This window comes from Mesorhizobium sp. LNJC391B00, assembly GCF_000502535.1.
GTDB lineage: Bacteria > Pseudomonadota > Alphaproteobacteria > Rhizobiales > Rhizobiaceae > Mesorhizobium.
Genome location: NZ_AYWI01000014.1, coordinates 1 through 22,506, shown reverse-complemented (window position 1 = coordinate 22,506; position 22,506 = coordinate 1). Strand labels below are relative to the sequence as shown.

17 protein-coding genes and 2 pseudogenes are annotated in these 22,506 nt (G+C 63.9%); 6 read left to right on the top strand and 13 right to left on the bottom strand.

The features are described 5' to 3' along the window. The first annotated feature begins 13 nt into the window (after positions 1–13). On the top strand, positions 14–2,824 hold the full coding sequence (gene gcvP / locus X750_RS139435) for an aminomethyl-transferring glycine dehydrogenase (RefSeq protein WP_023748526.1): 2,811 nt from the start codon (positions 14–16) through the stop codon (positions 2,822–2,824). A gap of 12 nt (positions 2,825–2,836) precedes the next feature. Here gcvP and X750_RS139440 read toward each other — a convergent pair whose 3' ends face one another. The 10 genes and pseudogenes from X750_RS139440 to cpaB form a co-directional block, all read right to left on the bottom strand. Further along, a complete protein-coding gene (locus tag X750_RS139440; protein WP_023748525.1) occupies positions 2,837–4,000 on the bottom strand; it encodes a GGDEF domain-containing protein in 1,164 nt (387 codons plus the stop codon). A 161-nt stretch (positions 4,001–4,161) separates the two neighbouring features. Further along, positions 4,162–4,608, bottom strand: a complete 447-nt coding sequence (locus X750_RS139445; protein ID WP_245271910.1) for a hypothetical protein — start codon at positions 4,606–4,608, stop codon at positions 4,162–4,164. A 157-nt stretch (positions 4,609–4,765) separates the two neighbouring features. Next, positions 4,766–5,833: a hypothetical protein gene (locus X750_RS139450; protein ID WP_245260876.1), complete on the bottom strand. Its 1,068-nt coding sequence runs from the start codon at positions 5,831–5,833 to the stop codon at positions 4,766–4,768. Further along, positions 5,764–6,729, bottom strand: coding sequence for a type II secretion system F family protein (locus X750_RS139455; RefSeq protein WP_023688293.1), 966 nt, complete (start codon positions 6,727–6,729; stop codon positions 5,764–5,766). The genes X750_RS139450 and X750_RS139455 overlap by 70 nt, the downstream gene beginning before the upstream one ends. Position 6,730: 1 nt before the next feature. Continuing rightward, positions 6,731–7,696 carry a type II secretion system F family protein gene (locus X750_RS139460; RefSeq protein WP_023688292.1) on the bottom strand — a complete coding sequence of 322 codons (966 nt, stop codon included), beginning with the start codon at positions 7,694–7,696 and terminating at the stop codon, positions 6,731–6,733. Positions 7,697–7,700: 4 nt separating this feature from the next. Beyond that, on the bottom strand, positions 7,701–9,122 hold the full coding sequence (locus X750_RS139465; protein ID WP_023667600.1) for a CpaF family protein: 1,422 nt from the start codon (positions 9,120–9,122) through the stop codon (positions 7,701–7,703). Beyond that, positions 9,119–10,333 carry a response regulator gene (locus X750_RS139470; RefSeq protein WP_023667601.1) on the bottom strand — a complete coding sequence of 405 codons (1,215 nt, stop codon included), beginning with the start codon at positions 10,331–10,333 and terminating at the stop codon, positions 9,119–9,121. The genes X750_RS139465 and X750_RS139470 overlap by 4 nt, the downstream gene beginning before the upstream one ends. Before the next feature lie 45 nt (positions 10,334–10,378). Next, the gene (locus X750_RS139475; protein ID WP_023667602.1) at positions 10,379–10,645 is read right to left on the bottom strand and encodes a hypothetical protein; all 267 of its coding nucleotides are present in this window, start codon (positions 10,643–10,645) and stop codon (positions 10,379–10,381) included. A 4-nt stretch (positions 10,646–10,649) separates the two neighbouring features. Further along, a pseudogene (locus X750_RS01000000163355) lies at positions 10,650–12,126 on the bottom strand (type II and III secretion system protein family protein). Between the two features lie 78 nt (positions 12,127–12,204). Beyond that, a complete protein-coding gene (gene cpaB, locus X750_RS139480) occupies positions 12,205–13,110 on the bottom strand; it encodes a Flp pilus assembly protein CpaB (protein ID WP_023688289.1) in 906 nt (301 codons plus the stop codon). Positions 13,111–13,366: 256 nt separating this feature from the next. Here cpaB and parE point away from each other — a divergent pair, with 256 nt between their 5' ends. Both parE and X750_RS139490 read left to right on the top strand, forming a co-directional pair. Then, positions 13,367–15,421: a DNA topoisomerase IV subunit B gene (parE, locus tag X750_RS139485; protein ID WP_023691142.1), complete on the top strand. Its 2,055-nt coding sequence runs from the start codon at positions 13,367–13,369 to the stop codon at positions 15,419–15,421. 102 nt (positions 15,422–15,523) lie between these two features. Continuing rightward, entirely contained in the window at positions 15,524–17,593 is a 2,070-nt protein-coding gene (locus tag X750_RS139490; RefSeq protein ID WP_023708461.1) for an FUSC family protein, read from the top strand. Positions 17,594–17,597: 4 nt separating this feature from the next. On the opposite strand, the gene X750_RS139495 is transcribed toward X750_RS139490, so the two are convergent. Then, positions 17,598–18,719, bottom strand: coding sequence for a DUF2336 domain-containing protein (locus tag X750_RS139495; RefSeq protein WP_023704529.1), 1,122 nt, complete (start codon positions 18,717–18,719; stop codon positions 17,598–17,600). Positions 18,720–18,931: 212 nt separating this feature from the next. Here X750_RS139495 and X750_RS139500 point away from each other — a divergent pair, with 212 nt between their 5' ends. Beyond that, complete coding sequence (locus X750_RS139500) at positions 18,932–19,384, top strand: MaoC family dehydratase (RefSeq protein ID WP_023704528.1); 453 nt, start codon at positions 18,932–18,934, stop codon at positions 19,382–19,384. Further along, on the top strand, positions 19,384–20,259 hold the full coding sequence (locus tag X750_RS139505) for a CoA ester lyase (protein ID WP_023704527.1): 876 nt from the start codon (positions 19,384–19,386) through the stop codon (positions 20,257–20,259). Before X750_RS139500 ends, X750_RS139505 begins: the two co-directional genes overlap by 1 nt. On the opposite strand, the gene X750_RS01000000163350 is transcribed toward X750_RS139505, so the two are convergent. Together X750_RS01000000163350 and X750_RS1000000167160 are read right to left on the bottom strand one after the other, a co-directional pair. Continuing rightward, a complete protein-coding gene (locus X750_RS01000000163350) occupies positions 20,256–21,524 on the bottom strand; it encodes a hypothetical protein (protein ID WP_245271909.1) in 1,269 nt (422 codons plus the stop codon). The two genes, X750_RS139505 and X750_RS01000000163350, sit on opposite strands and share 4 nt — an antisense overlap. Positions 21,525–21,536: 12 nt before the next feature. Then, positions 21,537–22,157: a hypothetical protein gene (locus tag X750_RS1000000167160; protein ID WP_245261150.1), complete on the bottom strand. Its 621-nt coding sequence runs from the start codon at positions 22,155–22,157 to the stop codon at positions 21,537–21,539. Between the two features lie 19 nt (positions 22,158–22,176). On the opposite strand from X750_RS1000000167160, the pseudogene X750_RS1000000166055 reads away from it, so the two are divergent. Further along, positions 22,177–22,506 (top strand): annotated as a pseudogene (locus tag X750_RS1000000166055) (transposase); the annotation flags it as partial.

Here is a 22,506-nt window from a genome sequence, read left to right as displayed (position 1 = left end):
AGGACCTATTGCCATGAGCGCAGCACTTACCCCCTTCTCGGCCCGCCACATCGGTCCTGATGTAAACGATGTCAGAGCCATGCTTGCCGTGATCGGCGTTCCCTCCGTCGAGACGCTGATCAGCCAGGCTGTGCCGCAGTCGATCCGCCTCGATCTGCCGCTGACCCTTCCCGCGCCGGCGAGCGAAGCCGAAGCGCTGGCCGAATTGTCGGCGATCATGGCAAAAAACACGGTGCTGAAGAGCTTCATCGGCGCCGGCTATCACGGCGTCCACGTGCCGCCGGTCATCCAGCGCAACCTGTTCGAGAACCCGGCCTGGTACACCGCCTATACGCCCTACCAGGCCGAGATCAGCCAGGGCCGCCTGGAAATGCTGTTCAACTTCCAGACCCTGGTCACCGAATTGACCGGCCTGCCGGTGGCTTCGGCCTCCCTGCTCGACGAAGCGACGGCGGTGGCCGAAGCGGTCGGCATCGCGCTGCGCCATCATCGCGACAAGCGCACCAAGGTAGCGCTGGCCGGCACGCCGCATCCGCAGACGCTGGACGTCGTGCGCACCCGCGCCGAGCCGCTCGGCATCGAGATCGATGGCGAGACCATCGACGACAACACCGCCGCCCTGCTGGTCTCCTGGCCGGACACGTTTGGCGTCTATGGCGACCACAAGGCGGCGATCGAGAAGGCTCGCGCCACCGGCGCCGTGGTCGTCTTCATCGCCGATCCGCTTGCGCTCACGCTGACCGAAGCGCCGGCCAGGCTTGGCGCCGACATCGCCGTCGGCCCGATGCAGCGCTTTGGCGTGCCGATGGGCTTTGGCGGCCCGCACGCCGCCTATTGCGCCGTCTCCGACAAGCTGACCCGGCTGATGCCCGGCCGCCTCGTCGGCCAGTCGATCGACAGCAAGGGCCGTCCCGGCTATCGCCTCGCCCTGCAGACGCGCGAACAGCATATCCGCCGCGACAAGGCGACCTCCAACATCTGCACCGCGCAGGCGCTGCTTGCCAACATGGCGACCGCATACGCGATCTGGCACGGGCCTACTGGTTTGCAGGCGATCGCAGCCCGAATTCATGAGCTCGCCAACGGCCTCGCAGCAGGCCTGAAAACCGCTGGTGTTTCCGTGCTCGGCTCAAGCCGTTTCGACACGGTGACGGCCGAAGTGAAGGGCAAGGCAGCTTCGATCGCCGCTGCCGCTGAAAAAGGTGGCCGGCTGCTGCGCGTCATCGATGCCGACCGCATCAGCATCGCCTTCGACGAAACCTCGACCGAGGCGGACGTCGAGGCTATCGCCGCCCTGTTCGGCGCCAAGTCCGGCGCTACTGAGGCCGGCGCGATGCCCGGCAAGCCGCGCGGCAAGGAGTTTCTGACCCAGCCGGTTTTCCGCGAAAACCACTCCGAGACCGACATGATGCGCCTGCTGCGCAGGCTAGCCGACAAGGATTTGGCGCTCGACCGCACCATGATCCCGTTGGGCTCCTGCACCATGAAGCTCAACGCGGCGGCCGAAATGATGCCGGTCAGCTGGCCTGTTGTCGCCAACCTCCATCCCTTCGCGCCGGCCAGCCATTCGGCCGGCTATCGCGCCATGGTCGGCGAGCTGGAAGGCTGGCTGGCGGAGATCACCGGCTTCGACGCCGTCAGCCTGCAGCCCAATGCCGGCAGCCAGGGCGAATATGCCGGCCTGCTCGCCATCCGCGCCTATCACCGTTCGCGTGGCGAAGGCCATCGCACCATCTGCCTGATCCCCCAGTCCGCGCATGGCACCAATCCCGCGAGTGCGGCGATGGCCGGCATGAGCGTCGTCGTCGTGCGTTGCCTGGAGGACGGCAATATCGACATGGACGATATGCGGGCCAAGGCCAACGAGCATTCGAAGAATCTCGCAGCCCTGATGTTCACCTATCCCTCGACGCACGGCGTCTACGAAGAAGGCGCGCGCCACCTGTGCGCTCTCATTCACGAGCATGGCGGCCAGGTCTATTTCGACGGCGCCAACCTTAACGCCCTGGTTGCTTTGGCGCGGCCCGCCGATATCGGCGCCGATGTCTGCCACATGAACCTGCACAAGACCTTCTGCATCCCGCATGGCGGCGGCGGTCCGGGCGTCGGTCCAATTGGCGTCAGGGCGCATCTGAAACCCTATCTGCCTGGTCATGTCACCGAAGGCTCGGCGCATGCCGTGTCGGCCGCACCGTTCGGCAGCGCTTCCATCCTGCCCATCACCTGGATGTACATCCGCATGATGGGCGCCGCCGGCCTGAAGCAGGCGACGGAGACGGCGATCATCTCGGCCAACTATGTGGCGACGCGGCTCGCGCCGCACTTCCCGCTTCTCTACAAGGGCAGGCACGATCGCATCGCGCATGAATGCATCCTCGACACGCGCGTCCTCAAGGAGAGCGCCGGCATCAGCGTCGATGATATCGCCAAGCGGCTGATCGACTACGGCTTTCACGCGCCGACCATGTCGTTCCCTGTCGCCGGCACGCTGATGGTCGAGCCCACAGAGTCCGAGCCCAAGCGCGAACTCGACCGGTTCTGCGAGGCGATGATTGCCATCGCCGGCGAGGCAGCGAAAGTGGCGAAGGGTGAATGGCCGCTCGAGGACAACCCGCTGGTCAATGCCCCGCACACGGCGGCCGAAACCCTTGCCGGCCAGTGGACTCACCCCTATTCGCGGCTGGAAGCGGCCTACCCCGCCGGCGATGTCGATACAGCGGCCAAATACTGGCCGCCGGTCTCGCGCATCGACAATGTCGCCGGCGACCGCAACCTCGTCTGCTCCTGCCCGCCGTTGTCGGAATATCTCGGCGCCGCCGAATAACACTCTGGCCTGTCAGGCTGAACGCAAGGCCGGCCCATCGGCCTTGCCGTTGAGGACAAGCACGCGATTTCGCCCGTCGTTCTTGGCCGCGTAGAGCGCCCGGTCGGCCTCGGCCAGCACTTCATCCAGGCTGCTGCCGTCTTCCTTGCCAAAGCCAATGCCGCCGCTGACGCTGCTGCGCAACGGCCCGCGCGGCGTCGGCACCACTTCCGTGCCGAAGGCGACGCCGATCCTGCTGGCGAGATCGTAGGCCTTGTCTTCGGTCATCCGAGACATGACCAACGCGAACTCCTCGCCGCCCAGCCGGAAGGCGTCGACGCCAACCCTGTCATACTTCTTGATGACTGCGGCGAAACGGCAAAGCACCCGGTCGCCGACGGGATGGCCATAGATGTCGTTGGTCCGCTTGAAGTGGTCGAGGTCGAACATGGCGACCGACATGAACGGGCCGAAGACGCGCTCGCCATAAAGCGAGTTCAAAGCCCGCCGGTTCATGAGACCGGTCAACGGGTCGGTCAAGGTCTCGGCCTTCAGTTCGATCTGTGCCTGCAGATGATGCAGCGAGAGCGTCAGCGCGCCGAGCGCCGTCATGCAGGCGACTGCCACGACCGAATTCAACCGCTCGGCCCAATTGTCGGGTGCGACGCCGAGCACCCACTGGCCCTTGACCAGAAGCACGGCGCCGCAGAGCCCGAAGGATACGCCGCAGACGCCGCTTAGCGCCGAAACGACCAGCAGAATGCCGCGATCCTGACTGCCCTTGATCCAGAACATCACCCCGATCGAGGCGAGCAGCACTGTTACCGTCGCATAGGTGAGGATGAAGCCGACACCATCGAAACCGAGATAGGTCACGCCGGCGCAGACAGCGATCGCGAACATGGCCGGCAGGACAGCGCGGCTGTAATTGCGCACACCGAGATATTGCATGGCCGAAAGTGAAAGCGCCAGGAAACCGAGGCTGAGCAGCGCCAACGCTGCCTGACAAAGCAACGGACTGGGCTCCCTCGTGTAGCGCCAGAAGACGATGACGTGGGCGACAAGGACGAGAATGCCGCACGCAACCGTCAGCACGAAGCGTGCACGCGGCGCCGTGAACCAGATCACAAACATGGTGACGCTCAGGCATGTGCCCGACAGCGCAGCCGCCAGCAATAGCGAACTGAAATCCAGCATGGATGAGCGGCAACCTTTGGGATCTTCGATTTGTGGCGCATCATAGGCATGCAACCGGCCGGAGATACCGTTTTCGGCCGGTTTTCAAAGCAACCTGCCGACAGGGTTTACAAAGCGTCGACTGCCGTCCCGCGAAGCTCGGCACGCGAGTGTCCCTAGTCTCAGCCCTTGTTGAGCAGCGCCAGATTGGCGTTCACCACGCTCGGGTCGGCCATGCCGGCCCTTGCTTCCATGAGCAGCGCTCTCGCCTTCTTCTTGTTGCCGCGCAGCAGCTGCGAATAGCCCATATTGTTGACAATCTGCGGCTTGCGCCCGGCAACTTTCAAAAGCTGGTCGTAGGCGCGGTCGGCGAAGTCGAAGCGGCCGAGTTCGTCATAGGAGGCGGCAAGCCCCATCCATCCCTCGGCACTGTCGGCCTTCAGTTCCACAGCCTTGCGGAAATGCTGTTCGGCAAGGCCGTAATTGGCCTCGCGGAACTGCGCCTTGCCTTGCGCAAGGTCGGAGGTGCTGACGTCTTTTGCCACCGGTTGGATCGATGTGGTCTTGGTTTTGTCGACGTTGTCGGTCGTGCAGCCGCCGACCATCAAGACCGCCGCTAGCGCGGCCATTGCCGTGAAACTTCTGTGACGCATGCCCCTGGCCCCAATCGCCCGATTTACCGGGTCGTTCTCTGAGGAAGCAGACTACAACAGGGCGATTAAACTTCAGTGCGGAAACGCGCCTAAAATTTGGTTTCGGGCACAGAAGCCATTAACCAACCGAAGCCTATTCCGGCTCCAGCGCCTTGAGCCCCGCCGGAAACTGATAGCGCCTGCCGTCGTAGCGCAGCCGGTAGGTTCGTTTCATGGACCTGCCGGGATGGGACTGGCACTCGCCATTCTTGTCGACAGACGGATTGTCGGTGTCCAACCGCTCGAACACTGTGATGTCGTGATAGCCGTGATGTCTCGCCGGGCTCATCGCCAGGCTGACCCGGTTGGATTGAAAGGATCCTGCGCAATTGGTGTCGCCTTCGCCGCCAAAGCCGGCCACGATGATGCCGTCGAGCACCAGGCGCAGAGCACCGCCGTCAAGGGCATAGAGCCGCAGGTCGGTTTCACTGAAAGGATTCGGCTGCGAATGGTTTGCCATGTCGATGCGCAGGCCGAAGGCGCCGACATCGGGCGCCAATCTGTAGCGCCCGGTATCGAAGTCGATCCCGCGGATGCCGACGGCATCATCGGTCATCAGCCCGGGTTGGAGCAGGCGCTGGCGCACCTGCCGGGTCTTCCTGTCGACGACCAGAAGCTCGACATCGCCGACATGCCCGTCGTCGCTGGATTGGGAGCTGTCGATCAGCGGCACGGCGACCAACAACAGGTCGTCATGGGCGGGCCAGATCTTGCAGACCACGCCGAATGGCGTATCGCCATCCCAAAGCGTCTGGGCGATGCTGGTATGAGGTTCGAGCGTGAAGGAGGCGCCATCGGCACTCTTTTGGGCCTTGGGATATGCCTGCTGCACCAGAGCGGCAGCGTCGCCGCAATCGTCGGCCGCGGCCGAGGCCGGCGACAGACTGGCCGCGGCGAGGCCGAGGAAGGCGGTGCACAAGACTATTCGCATGGACGGCTCACTCATTTTGCTTTTTGCGGATTTTGCCGAAGGAGAGCGGCCAAACCGGCCGGATATGACATCCAGGCGAAGCGTAGTTGAAGTGAGTAACCGCAGAAAGCCGCCGGGCGGCCACTTGGTATCTACTGCCTTGGTATCTACTGCCTTGGTATCTACTGAACCGCCGTCATTTTGACGATGATCGGGATGACGGCGATCATCAGCACCACCGGCAGGATGCACACCACCACCGGCACCGACATCTTGGCCGGCAAGGCATGTGCCTTCTCCTCGGCCAACGACATGCGCTTGTGGCGCATTTCGTCGGAGAACACGCGCAGCGCCCCGGCGAGGCTGGTGCCGAGTTCCTTCGACTGCTGCAAGAGCGTGGCGAAGGAGCGCACCTCGTCCAGGCTGAGGCGGTCGGCGAGCGCCTTCAATGCATCGTCGAGGCTGCGGCCGGCCCTGAGTTCCAGCGACACCAGCTGCAGGTTCTGGCTCAGCGACGGATAGGTCTTGGCCAGTTCCTTCGAGACGCGCTCGATGCCGGCCTCCATGCTCATGCCGGCATCGGAGCAGACGATCATCAAATCCATGAAGTCGGGAAAGCCGTTGCGGTATTCGCGCATCTTTTCCCGCACCTTCTGGCTGAGCACCAGGCCGGGCACGAAATAGCCGGCGGCTCCCGACAGGATGATGAAGGTCCAGCGGCTGGTCGCGGTGGAATCGACGCTGCCCATCCAATGGTTGACCAGGAACGCGCCGATCGCTGCGCCCACCAGGCAGGCGAAGCGGATCAGGAAGAATGTGCCGACCGCGCGCGGCTCCATATAGCCCGCCTGGATCAGCTTCATACGCAGCCGGGCGACATTTTCCGGATCGCTCTTGGCGTAGAATTCCTGCGCCCGCTTCACCGCCTTCTCGCGCACGACGCTCTGGTTCTTCTTCGGCGCCACCTCGGCCTGTTGGGGAGTCTTGCTGTCGTCGATCTTGAGCCGGCGCTTGAGATCGTTGCGGTCGCCTTTGGCCACCACCAGCGGCCATGCCACCGCGCTGCCGCCCAATGCCAGCAGCATCGCGGCTACCGGCATCAGCGACGTCGGCGCCAGCGAGGCAAGAAACTGGATCACCTGCTCCATCTCAGAACCGGAAGTTCGACATCTTGAACATGATGATGTTGCCCAGCATCAGCCATGTCACCGAACCGCCCAGCAGATACCAGGTCTTCGGCACATCCCAGACGCTTTGATAAAATTGCGGCATCATCACCATGATGGCGGCGAACAGCAGCGCCGGCACCGCCGTCAGGATATAGGCCGACATACGACCCTCGGTCGAAATGGCGCGCACCTTGCGGCGCAGCTTGCCGCGTTCGCGGATCGTCGTCGACAGCCCGTCGAGGATCTCGCGCAGATTGCCGCCCGAACTCGTCTGGATGGAAACCGCGGTGACGAACAGCGGCAGATCCTCCTGGCCGACGCGATCAAACAGTGAATTCAACGCCGAAACCAGGTCGGAACCATAAGTCACCTCGTCGGAGATAACGCCGAATTCGGTGCCGATCGGATCGGGCATCTCGCGCGACACCATGGAGATCGCCACCGGAACCGGATGCCCGGCCTTCAAGCCGCGCGTGATCAATTCCAGCGCCTCCGGCAACTGCACGCCGAAACGCTTCACCCGCCGGGCACGCTTGGAACGCAGCACAATTACCGGCAGCAGCGCTGTCAGCACCACAAACAGCAAAATGGCGAGCAACAGCGGCAGGCCGTACCAGAGCGCGACGAGCATCATCGCCAGCGCCACGCCCGTCGTCATCGTCAGGAATTTCGGCAAGGGCATCACCATGCCAGACTGCGTGCGCAGCGCGCGAAAACGGTCGGGCGAGAAGAATGACGTGCCGGAATCGAGGCCGCGTTCCTTGCGCAGCTGGATCAGCACCTGTTCCTGGCTGATCTTGTTTTCCTGCAGCTTCATGCGCCGGTTGATAGCCAGGCGCTTGTCGCTGCGGCCGGCATAGAGCAGATAGCAGCCTTCGGCGATCATGATGCCGGTCAGCGCTGCCGCGGCATAGACGACATAGATCGGGCTGAAATTCTCGAACACCCGGCTACTCCTGCGGCCGGCCGGGTTCGAAATATTTGCCGGGGAATTCAATGCCCATATTGCGCAGGTCCTCGAGGAAACGCGGGCGAATGCCGGTCGCCTCGTAGTGACCGAGGATCTTGCCGTCGGCTTCCATGCCGGTGCGCACGAAGCGGAATATCTCCTGCATCTGGATGACGTCGCCTTCCATGCCGGTCACCTCGGCGACGCTGGTCACCTTGCGCTTGCCGTCCGACAGTCGCGTCAGCTGGACGATAAGGTCGAGCGCGCTGGCGATCTGGCTGCGGATCGACTGCACCGTCATCGGCATGCCGGTCATGCCCAGCATCTGCTCGAGGCGCGAAATGGCGTCGCGCGGCGTGTTGGCGTGGATGGTCGCCATCGAGCCTTCATGGCCGGTGTTCATCGCCTGCAGCATGTCGAAGGCCTCCTCGCCGCGGCACTCGCCGAGGATGACGCGGTCAGGGCGCATGCGCAGCGCGTTCTTGACCAGGTCGCGCTGCTTCAGCTCGCCATGACCTTCGATGTTGGCGGGGCGCGTTTCCATGCGCGCGACATGCGGCTGCTGCAGCTGCAGTTCGGCCGCGTCCTCGATGGTGATCAACCGTTCGTCTTCCGGAATAAAGGCTGACAATGCGTTGAGCATTGTCGTCTTGCCGGTGCCGGTACCGCCCGAGATGATGGTCGTTTTGCGGGCGTGGACTGCAGCCGCCAGCACCTCGGCCATGTTCTGGGTGATGGCGCCGAACTCGACCAGCTTGTGCAGGCCGAGCTTGTTCTTTGAAAACTTGCGGATCGACACCAGCGGCCCGTCGACGGCGACCGGGCGAATGGCGGCGTTGAAGCGCGAGCCGTCGAGCATGCGGGCATCGACCATCGGCTGCGATTCGTCGACCCGGCGGCCGACGGCGGCGACGATCTTGTTGACGATGCGCAACAGGTGCGCCTCGTCCTTGAACGGGATATGGACCTGCTGCAGCTTGCCCCGTTTTTCGACGAAGCAGTTCTGGTGGCCGTTGATCAGGATGTCGTTGATGTCGGGGTCCTTGAGCAGCGGTTCCAGCGGGCCGAGGCCGACCATCTCATCGACGATGTCATCGACCAGCGCTTCAAGTTCGACGGTGTTGATCGCCATACGCTCCTGGCGGGTCTTTTCCGACACGAACTCCTGCACCTGCCGGCGCATCTCATCCTTGGGCAGGCGCTCCAGCGCGACCAGGTTGATTTCCTCGAGCAGCAGCCGGTGGATGCGCACGCGGGCATCGAGCACCTTGTTGGCGCTTTTTCCCGGTGTTGTCTCCGGCTTCGGCGGCAAGGCCTTGCGGTTCGTCGGGATGACCACGGCGTGATGCGCGACCGGCGCCGCCTCGGCCGGCTTCAGCGCGCGGACGTCACGGTTCTGCAGGGTCGAGAAGCGGCTGGTCATCCGGCTTTCCTCTTCAGGAGGCCCCTGCCGATGCCGAACAGCGAGCGCGATTTCTCCGGCGTCACCACGGCTTCTTCCGGCAGGATGATCCTCTTCAGATCGTTGACGACATTGGCGTTCGGGTCGATCTCATGCAGCGGCACGCCGCGGTCGACCGCTTCACGCACAAGCCGGTAATTGTTGGAGATGCCGCCGACGAAATGCTCGCCGAGGATTTCCTGGACATCCGCCTGCTTTATGCCGTTGTCGAACATCTTCTGCTCGAAACGGTTGACGATCACGTTCGGCTTCACTTCCTTGCCTGCCGTCTCGTAGACCGCCTGGATCAGCCGCTGCGTATGGCGCAGGCACGGCACCGTCATTTCGGCGACGATGTAAAGCTTGTTGGAGCCGAGCAGCACCGTTTCCGTCCACGGAAACCAGGTGCGCGGCATGTCGATGACGACGTTGTCGAAATAGGCCGAAACGAGATCGAGCATGCGCACCACGACATCGGTCTTGAACGAGCGCATTTCCGACGGATGCGTTGGCGCCGCCAGCACGCAGAGCCCGCTCGCATGCTTGGACAGCATCACGTCCAGCAGCTGACGGTCGAGGCGCTCGGGCTGGTTCTCGATTTCGGTGATGTCGAAGCGCGGCTCGAGGTCGAGATATTCGGCGCAGGCGCCTTGCTGGAAGTTGAGGTCGACCACGCAGGTCGACGCGCCGCGCGTCACCGAATGATGCAGCTGGAAAGCGGTCTGCAGCGCCAGCGTCGTGGTGCCGACGCCGCCGGCGGCCGGCATGAAGGTATAGATCTGCGACTCGGTGTTTTCTTCGCGCCCCGGCCCTTGCAGCGCGCGCACGACCGACCGCACCAGATCGGCGGTGGTGATCGGCTTGACCAGGAAATCGGCGACCTGGAGCTGCACCAGGATACGCACTGCGGCTGCGTTGAATTCCTGGGTGACGACGACCACCGGAACGCGGCCTTCAAGCCGGCGCATGATGCGCTGCAGCGACTCGATCTCTTCCAGCTTTGCCGCATCCATGTCGACGATGAGCGCGCCGAAATCGGCTTCCTGGACCTCGCCGCGCAGTTCGGTAATGTTCTTCTCGACGGTCGAAAGCTGGATCACCTCCGAGGCCGCGAACGCGGTGCGCGTATCCTGCGCAAAGGTCCGGTCGCTGGACACCAGCAGGATCTTCTTGGTCTTGATGCCGCTTGCCATTTTGTCAGCCTGTCAGGTCATTCCCGGTCAAATCACCGGGGCAAATCAATCGGTTGTCGCTGTCGGTTGCACGGCCTTGGCAGCAGCAGCCTGGTCGGCGGCGTTGACTGCCGCCTCACTGCGCTGCGCCGGCACCAGCAGCCTGGTGTTCTGGACGCCGTATTTCCAGGGATCGACCATCTGCATGGCCGTATTGGCGGCCTGTGCGTTGCCGGCGGCAATCGTCGGTCCCTCGGAGCGGACATAGTCGTCGCTGGTGCAGCCGCCGGCGAGGCCGGCGATCAGCAGGGCGATGCATGATTCCACGCGCATGGCTTCAATCCTTCGGCAGGTCGAGGAAATGCCCGACGGTGGTGACCGCGGCCGGCTGTGGCGTACTGCCGCTGGCCATTGCCACTGCACGATTGGCTTCGGACGATTTCACTTCCTCGGTGTTGTTGAGGAAATAGTCGACATTGCTGGCCGGCTGCGTGCCGTCGGTCGGCTCGAGCAGCTTCTTCGACGGATCGACCGGCTTGACCAGATAGGGGGTGACGATGATCACCAGATCGGTCTCGCGCCGCTGATAGGATTTGGAGGAGAACAGCGAGCCGAGCACCGGCAGCTTGCCGAGGCCGGGTAGACGCGATGTGGTAATGTCGTTCTGTGACTGCAGCAGGCCGGCGATCATGAAGCTCTGGCCATTCTTCAGGTCGACGGATGTTTTGGCGCGGCGCACGATAAAGCCCGGGACCGAGATATTGCCGATATTGTAGGAGGCCGAAGCGTCGATCGAGGACACTTCCGGCGCGATGTCGAGGCTCACCAGCCCGTCCTTGAGAACCGTCGGCGTGAAGTCGAGGCTGACGCCGTATTTCTTGTAGCTGACGGAAATCTTGCCATTGTCCTCGGAGACCGGGATCGGGAACTCGCCGCCGGCGAGGAAGCTTGCCGTCTGGCCCGAGCGGGCGATCAGGTTCGGCTCGGCCAGCCGCCTGGCGAGACCACGTTCCTCCAGCGCCTTGATGGCGACGTCGATCGACAGGCCGTTGGACAGCAGCCGGCCGATGATCTCGCCATTGCCGGCTCCCGGCACCGTGCCAGGATCGAGGGTGACGTCGCGCCCGCCAATGCCGTAAGCGAAATTGGCGCTGTATTTGGCGCCGAGATCCTGTCCGGCCTGGCGATTGATCTCGACGAAGCGGACGTTGAGCTGAACCTGCTGCGAGGACGAGATGTTGACCGAATTGATCACTTCTTCATTGCCGGAGAAGCGGCTGGCGATCTTGCTTGCCTTCTCGGCGGCGACCGCGTCATCGGCCTCGCCCGACAGCACGACGCGGCCATTGGCCGAGCCGACCTTGATCTTGGCGTCCGGCACGCTGGCGCGAATGGTGCTGGCCAGCTGGTCGGTGTCCAGCGTCACCTCGATGTCGACGGTGCCGACCAACTGCTTGTTCTCGTCGAACAGCGCGATGCCGGTGGTGCCGAGATTGTTGCCCAGCACATAGAAGGATTTGTCGGTCAGCGGATTGACGTTGGCGATCTCCGGATCCCCGATGACGATCTGGTAGAAGGCGGCATNAGAAGGATTTGTCGGTCAGCGGATTGACGTTGGCGATCTCCGGATCCCCGATGACGATCTGGTAGAAGGCGGCATTGGTCATGACCGTCTTCGGCTTGCCCTTGGCCACCTTGATCGACGCATTCGTTGTCGACGAGACATGGACTATATCGTTGTCGGCCTTGGCTGGCGCGCTGAGGCCGAGCATTGCGGCCGCGGCCAGGCAAGCCCCCACCGCAAGCGCCCGCATTGGGCGCAGCCCTTTCGTAGTTCGAAATGCATGAAGTCCCGACATCTGTCCCGTCCCTCGCCCGGTCCCCACCGGCAGTTATTGCTGGTCCCGCGCAGGAACCTGGTATTCTTCGACCTGCGTGCCGCGCGTCACGATGATCGTCTTGAATTTCGGCTTCTCAGGCTCCTTGGTCGCGGCAGTGAACAGCGCGCCGGCAGCGGCCTGGACGCCGGAGGCGACCGATCCGCCGAAGGACGAGATGGTGGTGACGCCGTCCTTGGCGGCCCCTCCGTCTGCGGCCGAGCGGAGCGACAGCGACAAGGTGCCGACGGTGCGGGCAAGCGCCACTTTCTGCGCGCCTTCGGTCGTCACCTCGATGGTGACGGAATTGGCGATCTGCGGTGTGGTCTGGCGCTCGTCGGCGCCCTGCCCCACGGTCAGCACCTTGGCGTCGGAGACGACGATCTCGGAGGTAACGGTCGATCCGGCAGCGCCCTGCGCGTTCTTGGCCACTTCCTGGATTTCGCCCGCATCGCGTGTCAGCACCACGTCGACCCGGTCGCCCGGCATGACGAAGCCGCCGACACCGGCGATCTCGTCGGTGCGGATTGTCACCGCCCGCATGCCGGGCGTCATCATGTTTGATAGCGTCGCGCGGCCGTTCGGCCCCGACAATTTGCTGATCAGCACCGGCTCGTTGACCTCGATCGGCGACAATACCACGCGGCTGCCTTCGGCGAGCAATGCATTGACTGTGGTGAACGCGCCCTGCGGCACCGAATCCTCGGACCATGGGATTTCGCTGAGCTGCGCCCGGTCAAGCTCCATGCCGTAACGCAGCGGCGCGTTGGCCACCACTATGGTCTTGAAGACGACCTTGGGGACGGCGGGCGCCGGGATCGACGCCGTTTTCTCTTCGGCATCGGCCTTGGCCTGGCTTTTCACCCAGAAATCCGCGGCAAAGATTGAAATCGCGCCGAAGACGGCAGCGATGCCAATCATCGTTATGGCCTTGCCCCTCACAACCAACCCCTGACATTCGTGGTCTTTTGTTTTGTTGGAGCGACGCTAGGCCGCTTTGTTAAAGATTCAGGAATCGCGGCCGCTCCGCACGGACCTATTTCCGCCGGCTTGGTTATCGAAAGGTTTTAGGATAAGAAGGGTTTAATCCCCGAACGTAACAGGAACTTCCGTCGCTTGGCGCCGAAAAGCGTGGCAGTATCGACGGGTGATTCGCGGCACGGATTCTATGGTAGGCATGGACGACAACAACGATCTTTTCGGCAATCTGGAAAAGCAGCCCCAACCGGCTCGGACACCTTCGCGCCCGGCCGACCCGCTGGTGCAGGCCACGAAGCGTCCTGCCGCGACCAAGGACGGCAGCGAGGGCTATAGCGCCGCCGACATCGAGGTGCTGGAGGGGCTGGAGCCGGTGCGGCGCCGTCCCGGCATGTATATTGGCGGCACCGACGACAAGGCGATGCACCATCTGTTTGCCGAGGTCATCGATAATTCGATGGACGAGGCGGTCGCCGGCCATGCCACCTTCATCGATGTCGAGCTGTCGGCCGACGGATTTCTGACCGTCACCGACAATGGCCGCGGCATTCCGGTCGATCCGCATCCGAAATTCAAGAAACCGGCGCTCGAAGTCATCATGACGACGCTGCATTCGGGCGGCAAGTTCGATAGCAAGGTCTATGAGACCTCCGGCGGTCTGCACGGTGTCGGCGTCTCGGTCGTCAATGCGCTGTCGGACCATCTCGAAGTCGAGGTCGCGCGCGGTCGCCAGCTTTACCGCCAAAGGTTCTCGCGCGGCGTTCCGGTGAGCGGGCTGGAGCAGCTCGGCGAAGTGCACAACCGGCGCGGCACCAAAATCCGCTTCCATCCCGACGAGCAGATTTTCGGCAAGGGCGCCGCCTTCGAGCCGGCGCGGCTCTATCGCATGACCCGCTCGAAAGCCTATCTGTTCGGCGGCGTCGAGATCCGCTGGAGCTGCGACCCATCGCTGATCAAGGAAAAGGACCAGACGCCGGCCAAGGCGGAGTTCCATTTCCCCGGCGGCTTGAAGGACTATCTCAAGGCATCGCTCGGCGATGATTTCCAGGTGACCCGCGAAATCTTCGCCGGCAAGAGCGAGAAGCAGGGCGGCCACGGTTCGCTGGAATGGGCGGTGACCTGGTTCGGCGGTGACGGCTTCGTCAACTCCTACTGCAACACAATCCCGACCGGCGAAGGCGGCACGCATGAGGCCGGCTTTCGCAATGTGCTGACGCGCGGGCTTCGGGCCTATGCCGACCTGGTCGGCAACAAGCGCGCCTCGATCGTCACCTCCGAAGACGTGATGATCTCGGCGGCAGGCATGCTGTCGGTGTTTATTCGCGAGCCGGAATTCGTCGGCCAGACCAAGGACAGGCTGGCAACGATCGAAGCCATTCGCATTGTCGAGACCGCCATCCGCGATCCCTTCGACCACTGGCTGGCCGACAATCCGCAGGAAGCCTCCAAGCTGCTGGAATGGGTGATTGCGCGCGCCGACGAGCGGGTGCGCCGGCGCCAGGAAAAGGAGGTGTCGCGCAAGAGCGCGGTGCGCAAGCTGCGCCTTCCCGGCAAGCTCGCCGACTGCACGCAGAACGCCGCCGCGGGCGCCGAACTGTTCATCGTCGAAGGCGACTCGGCCGGCGGCTCGGCCAAGCAGGCGCGCGACCGCGCCAGCCAGGCGGTGCTGCCGCTGCGCGGAAAAATCCTCAACGTCGCCAGCGCCGGCAACGACAAGCTCGCCGCCAACCAGCAGATTTCGGACCTGATTCAGGCGCTCGGCTGCGGCACGCGCTCGAAATACCGCGACGAGGATTTGCGCTACGACCGCGTGATCATCATGACCGACGCCGACGTCGACGGCGCTCACATAGCCTCGCTGCTGATCACCTTCTTCTACCAGGAAATGCCGAACCTGGTGAATGGCGGCCATCTCTATCTGGCGGTGCCGCCGCTCTATTCGATCCGGCAAGGCGGCAAGGTTGCCTATGCCAGGGACGATGCGCACAAGGACGAGCTGTTGCGCACCGAATTCACCGGCCGCGCCAAGGTCGAGATCGGCCGCTTCAAGGGCCTGGGCGAGATGATGGCCGCGCAGCTCAAGGAAACCACCATGGACCCGAGGAAGCGCACGCTGCTCAGGGTCGATGTCATCGACGCCGTGGCGGCGACCAAGGATGCTGTCGACGCGCTGATGGGCACCAAGCCGGAAGCCCGCTTCCGCTTCATCCAGGAACGCGCCGAATTCGCCGCGACGGAAGTGCTGGATATCTGAGCGCCGGCCAACTCTTCGTTTTGACGCAGTTCCGGGCGGAAAACCGTTTCACACTTTTCCTGGAACTGCTCTAGCCTGCGCTTCCGATACGGAGACCAGCTTGTGATCCGGGCGCGGCTGAAGAGCTACTTCGAAACCAGTTTGGCGGGCCTGACGCAGCCGACGCGCTCGGATTGGATTTTCGCCCTGCGCACGGTTTCGGCCGGTCTGATCGCGCTTCTCGCTGCTTACGCGCTAAAACTCGACCACCCGCAATGGGCGATGATGACGGTCTTCATCGTCGCCCAGCCGGTCGCCGGCATGGTGCTGGCGAAAGGTTTTTACCGGCTGCTCGGCACGCTGGCCGGTGGACTTGCGGCGATCGGCATCACCTCGGTTTTCGGCACCAATCCCTGGCTGCTGGTCACGGCGCTATCCGTCTGGATTGGGCTGTGCACGCTGGTTTCGTCGCTGCTGCGCAATCCGGAAGCCTATGGCGCCGCACTTGCCGGCTATACCGCGATGATCATTGGGCTGCCGGCTTTCGGCCAGCCGCACGTGGTCGTCGATCTCGCTGTCGCGCGCTGCGCCGAGATCGTGCTCGGCATCGTCTGCGCCGGCCTGACCAGCCGGCTGATCCTGCCCAAGCTGGCCGCTGACGCCATCATCTCCAGGCTGAAGCGCAGCATCCTCGACCTTGCAACCTATGCAGGCGGCGCTTTTTCCGGTGGCGACCCGGCGACGCTGGCCGGCCTGCACCGCAAGCTGATCACCGACGCCCAGATGCTGGCCGAGATGCGCGCCTATGCCCGGCTCGAAGCACCGAGCTTCGCCACCCGCGCCCATCCGGTCCGGCTAACCATCGGTCAGCTTCTCTCGGCGCTGTCGGCGGCGCGCGCGCTGCATTCGCATGCCGCGCCGAAAAACGCAGCGCTCATTCCGGTACGCTCCGAACTGCAGTCGATGGTCAGCGAGCTGGCAGCGACGCCCGAGGCGCTGGACGACACGTCGCCCTGGGTGACGCGGCTCGACGCGATTGCCGGCAAGGCCCGGCAAATGCCCGACGCCTCGACCGATCAGGGCGACGACAGGGTCGGCACCATAACCCGCCTCACCATCGCCGCCGATTTCGCCGAAGCCTTCAAGCAGGTGCTGCGCGGCCTCGACGCCCTGCGCGCACCGGTGACGGGCCCCAGCCGGAGCAACAGGCAGCTGCCTGCGCTGGTGGTGCACCGCGATTATCCCGGGGCTTCGCGCAATGCCATACGCGCCGGCCTTGCCACGTTGGCGGTCGCCGCCTTCTGGCTGACGACGAAATGGTCCGACGCGGCCGGCACCGTCATCCTCGTTGCCGTCGTCTCCAGTCTTTTCGCCGCGCGGCCTGACCCGGTGCGGGTGTCCTGGGGCTTCTTCAAGGGAACGCTGCTGGCTTTGCCCTTTGCCTTCCTTGTCGGCCAGGTCGCGCTGCCTGCTTTGCCCGGCTTCGGCTGGTTCACGCTGTTTGTCGTGCCGATCCTGGTACCGACGGCGCTGGGCATGGCCAATCCGCGCACCGTCGGCGTGGCGACGGCGTTTGCAATCAATTTCCTCGCCTTCCTCAGCCCGCATCAGGCGATGACCTATGCCCCAGGCCCGTTCTTCGCCGGCTCGGCGTCGGTGCTGGTCGGCATCCTGCTGGCCATCGGCGTCTTCATCGTGGTGCTGCCGGTCGATCCATGGCGCGCGGCCAACCGCATCGTGCGCGCCATGCGCGAGGATCTGGCGCGGCTGTGTCTGCACGAGCGGGTACCGCGGCGTTCGGCCTTCGAGAGCCTGGCCTATGACCGCATCAACCAGCTGATGCCGCTCTTGCAGAATGCCGGCAGGAAAGGCGATGCGATCCTGGGCGGCGGGGTCGCCGCCGTTACCGTCGGCCTCGAAATCCTGCGCCTGCGCGCCGCGCAGCAGAGGCCGTCCACTCCTACCGACACCGCGCTCTCGATCGCCAATTTCCTGCGCGGCCTCGCGCGTGAACTGCTCTTTCGCGCACCAGGCGAGCCCCAGACGGCGACCATCACTGTGGCCCGGCAATATGCAGCCGGCCTCTCAGAGCGCAGCGGTAGTGCCGACACGCTGCAGATCGCAGCCTCGCTGCGCATCATCGCCGCCGCGATCGAGGATTTCCCGGATTTCTTCACCAGGGACCGTGGCTAGGGCGTCAGGCCGCGGCTATCGCCAGCGCATGCCCGCGCGCGTTTTCCCGCAGCGCGTCGAGATGGATCGACTTGACCAGGCCGGCGAGATCGCCCTCGGTGGCATGACCGCCGAGCTCCTTCAGCATCAGCCAGCTGACCTCCTGCACGCCGGCGAGGCGCTTGCCGTTGGCGACTTCGCGCCAGATTTTGAGCGCGCGCAGGATGATGCCATGGGTGGAAGCGGCAAGGCCGGCGCCGCGGAACAGCGCCTGCAACGCAACGTCCTGGCCGCCTGCGAGCAAGGCCCGCACCCGCTGCTCCGACTGCTGGCTGAGCGCAACCAGGGCCGAGCCGAAAAAGTCGACCTTGCCGTGGGCAATGGCACGGATGATGAAACTTGCGGTCAGGTCGCCGCGCAGGCGCAGATGTTCGATAAGTGCCGCATGTTCCTCCGCGCGCGTGCCTTCGACCAGCCGCACCGAAGCCTTGACGCAAGCATCGCGCGTGACGCGCTCGGCTCTGGCCGCCCCCATCAGCGCCATCACCAGCGGCGAAGCCTTCAGCGTTTCGCCGAGCTTGACCAGTAGCATGTGCCGGCAGTCGGCCGGCAGCCGCACATCCGTGACCATTGCCTCGCGCAAATGAGCGATATGGCCATGCCGCTCGGCGATGCGGCGGAAGGAGAGCGAGGCTATGTCGGCGCCGTCATTGGCGAGCAGCGCCGCACACGCTTCCGGTTCGCCGATCTCGGCGATCGCCGCGGCAACCGCCATCGAAACGACCGGCCGGTCGGCGATCAGTTTTTGCGTCGCCTTGTGCCCGGCCGCGACGCGGTCGATCAGGTCGGCGTCCGTCAGCAGCGGGGAGCGCGCCAGCACCAGGGCTGCCACTTCCGGCTGATCGGAGGCAAGCGCGCTGATGATCTGCAGCGGCGCGTGATGGCTCATCGACAGCGCTTCGGCCATAGCCAGCCGCACCTTCGACGAGGCGTCGTCGAGCAGCAGCGTCAGCGCCGCTTCGGCCGCGCAACGGTCTTCGAAAGGCAGGTCGGAATTGACGTAGGCGCGGGCCAGCGCGCTTGCCGCCGCGGCGCGCTCCGAAACTCTCGCGGTGTAGATCCATTTGAGAAAATGCGAGACAACCATACTGCCTGCTACGCCCCTTGCCGGAAAGCTTCCGGCCCCAGGAATGACCCTAGGCAGAAATGGTTTACGAACGGTTCACCATGTTTGTTAATGCATGTCGCTCGAAAGTGGCCCCGGTTTCGAGGCAACCACATGCATCAAAACAAAGACTTAAAACTTGCGGGTGGCATGGGCAGCGCCTATCAACCGTCAGGCAGCGGAGGAGAAAAACGATGCCCGGGCTTTATCTCGAAGAGTTCGTCGTCGGACATGTCTTTCGGCACACGCTGCGCAAGACCGTCACCGAAAGCGATAACATGCTGTTCTCGGTGATGACGCTGAACCCGCAGCCGCTGCACATCGACTTCGACTTCGCCGCCAAGAGCGAATGGGGCAGACCGCTGGTCAATTCGCTGTTCACGCTCGGCCTGATGATCGGCATTTCCGTCAATGACATCACCGTCGGCACCACAATTGCCAATCTCGGCATGAAGGAGACGGTGTTTCCGCACCCGGTCTTCCATGGCGACACCATCCGTGTCGAAACGACTGTGATCTCGGTCAGGGAATCGAAATCCAAGCCGGACCGCGGCATCGTCGAGTTCGAGCATCGCGCCTACAATCAGAACGATGTGCTCGTCGCCAAATGCACGCGCCAGGCGATGATGATGAAAAAGGCGGCCTGATGCGCTCGCTGCTGTTTGTGCCCGGCGATTCCGAAAAGAAGCTGGACAAAGGCTTTGGCGCCGGCGCCGACGTGGTCATCGTCGACCTTGAGGATTCCGTGGCGCCACAAAACAAGCCGTCGGCACGCGACATCGCGGCACGCTTTATCGGCGGCAACCGGCAGCAGACAAGCTCCGCCATCTATATCCGCGTCAACGATCTCTCGACCGGGTTGACCGACGACGATCTGGCCGCCCTGGTTCCGGTCAAACCCGACGGCATCATGCTGCCGAAGTCGAACAGCGGCCAGGATGTCCAGCAGCTATCCGTAAAGCTCCGCGTACATGAGGCCGAAAACGGATTGCCGGATGGCGCGATCAAGATCCTGCCGATCATTACCGAGACCGCTGCTGGGTTGCTGGCCGCCGCGACCTATGCCGGGGCAAGCGCCCGGCTTGCCGGCCTCACCTGGGGTGCCGAAGATCTGTCCGCGGCGATCGGTGCGCGGGCTGCGCGCGACGACAACGGTCGATACACCGATGTCTTCCGCCTTGCCCGCACCATGACCATCCTCGCCGCCGGCGCAGCCGAAGTCGCGGCGATCGACACGGTCTTCCCTGCCTTTCGCGACATGGCCGCCTTCGAAGCCGAATGCACGGAGGCCGAGCGTGACGGCTTTACCGGCAAGATGGCAATCCATCCGGCGCAAGTGCCGGTCATCAACGCCGCCTTCACGCCATCGGCGGAGGCAGTGCAACGCTCGCAGGCCATCGTCGCGGCCTTCGAGGCGGCCGGAAATCCCGGCGTGGTCGGCATTGACGGCAAGATGTATGACCGGCCGCATCTCAGGCTCGCCGAACGGCTTCTGGCTCGCGCCAAGGCAGCCGGGGTTTAGTCCCGCGCCAGCACGATGACCCGGTCCTCCGGCAGGTAGGCCAGCGCTTGCGACTTCAACGGGTTGACGGTGACGCCGCCCAGAGCCCGCTCATCATTCTGCGCAGCGCGAACGCGCCTATGCCCGATGGCGATCTCGCCGCGCAGACGCGCCGATTCCGCGATCGTCCAGAACGTCACCGGATGGTCGATGGCGACATAGTCGCCGACCGGACGCATGTAGATTTCGGAGCCCTCCTCGTCGAGCAGATCATCGAAGATCGCGGCGAGATGCTGGTTCTCCGATGCCTGCGCCAGCATCAGGCTGACCAGCCGGTTGCTGACGACGAAATCATCGGCCTTAGTCACCGCCGCCAGATCGCGGTTGCGCACGTCGATCATCTCGCTGACGATCGAGATGTGCGTGCCGGCATCGTCTGCGATTTTGCGCAGATGCAGCAGCGTCACCAGCGTGCGCGTATCGGCGGGCTGCGCTGCCATGGTCTCGCTGTAGCCAAGGACGAGCACGTGGTCGTAGGAAGGCACGTCCAGGCTTGCCAGTGCTGTGCTGCTCGACGTGTCGGTGATGCGGCAGGAAACCGACAGATTGTCGCCGACGACCGGCAGGCCGGCAACTTCCTGCTCGAGGCCTGGCGTATCGGCGGCGATGGTCAGGATCGAACCCGGCGCGACGTAGCGCGACAGTTCATAGGTGATGATCGGACCGCGCCGGTTCCAGCCAAGGATCAGCGTGCGCTCCGGCTTCGCCTCGACAAGCTGATGGCGAAGGATTGCCGCGGTATCGATCTTGGCCCCCGCGCCTCCCAGCTTGATAGCGGCATCGTCCTCGGCAATGATGATGGCGCGCATGTCCTTGCCGATCACCAGATCCGACGGCGGGTTGAGATTGACGCGCCCGGTTTGGTCGCAGAGCCCGATCAGCGTGCAATGCTCATACGCCATCACCGCCTCGCCGAAGGTCTTGCCGGTGAGATCAGGCTGCTCGGTCGTGTAGATTTCGCAGCCGTCGAAATCGAGCAGTTCCGAATAGACGCCGCTGAGACCCGACTGCCGGCTCGAATGCACGACGATGCGCGAGATCAGCTGGTCGGCCAGCACAAGCTGCACCTCGGCCCCGCCGACGACGCGGGCGACCTCGGCGTTCTTGCCGTCGCGGATCTCGGCGGCGATGTTGTAGGCCGCCGTGCGCCGGTTCGGGTCGTTGGCCAGCGCGAGCACTGTCTTGATGACCTGCGAATCCGGGTCGTCGCCCTCCGGCGACAGCACGATGATCGAGCGCTAGGTCTGCGGGTTGACGATGGCCAGATCGTAGAGGTCGGTCGGGTCGCCGCTGCGGCAGATGATGCGCGTATTGCCCAGTCTGCCGACTTTGGCGGCGATCTCGTCCTCCATCGCCACCTTGTCCATATTGGCCATGACGACAATGCGCGGATGGCGGCGGCTGGCATTGGCAATGACGAGTTCGGAGATGACGTCGAAGACCGACGGCGACCAGTTGAGGATGATGGTGTGGTCGCTCTCCAGCACCCGCGAACGGCCCTTGCGCAATTCATCGAGCTTGCTGTCGACGCCGGCGCTGAGCACGCCGATGAGGGCCGACACGACGAAGATGCCGGCGAGCGTGACAAAGAGCATGACGAGACGAAAGGCCCAGCCGGTGTCGCCGCCCATCGTGCCGGAATCGAGCGTGCGCATCAGCGATTCCCAGAACGCTTCGAAGAAGTTCAGCGGTTCGCCGCCCTCCGGCGCGATGCGGGTCACCGCAAGGAAAGCCGCGGCGGCGATGATGATCAGCAGCGAAGCGACGGCGAGCCAGCCGATCAGCGCGATCGGCCCGGCCGCCATGCTCTTGTCAAACCCATAGCGCAGCCGGGTTCGCAGCGAGTCTCGTTTCTTCATGTCGCCGGCGACCCCCGCGCGCGGCCTCAAGGGCGTCGAGTTGGTTGTGTCCGACGATCACGCCGGCCTGGTGGCAGCGACCGGCGAGGTGATCCCCGAAGCCGCCTGGCAACGCTGCTACGTGCACTTCCTCAGGAACGCGCTCGANGGCTGATCTTGCCGCATGGCTTGCCAAATGGTCGGCCCGCTATCCGCGCCTGACAGGCTGGGCCGAGGATGCCATCGAACAAACCCTGACCTTCTTCAGGCTGCCGAGACAGCACCACAAGCATCTCAAATCCACCAACATGCTGGAGCGGCTCAACGAGGAAATCCGCCGGCGCACCTATGTCGTGCGCATCTTCCCCAA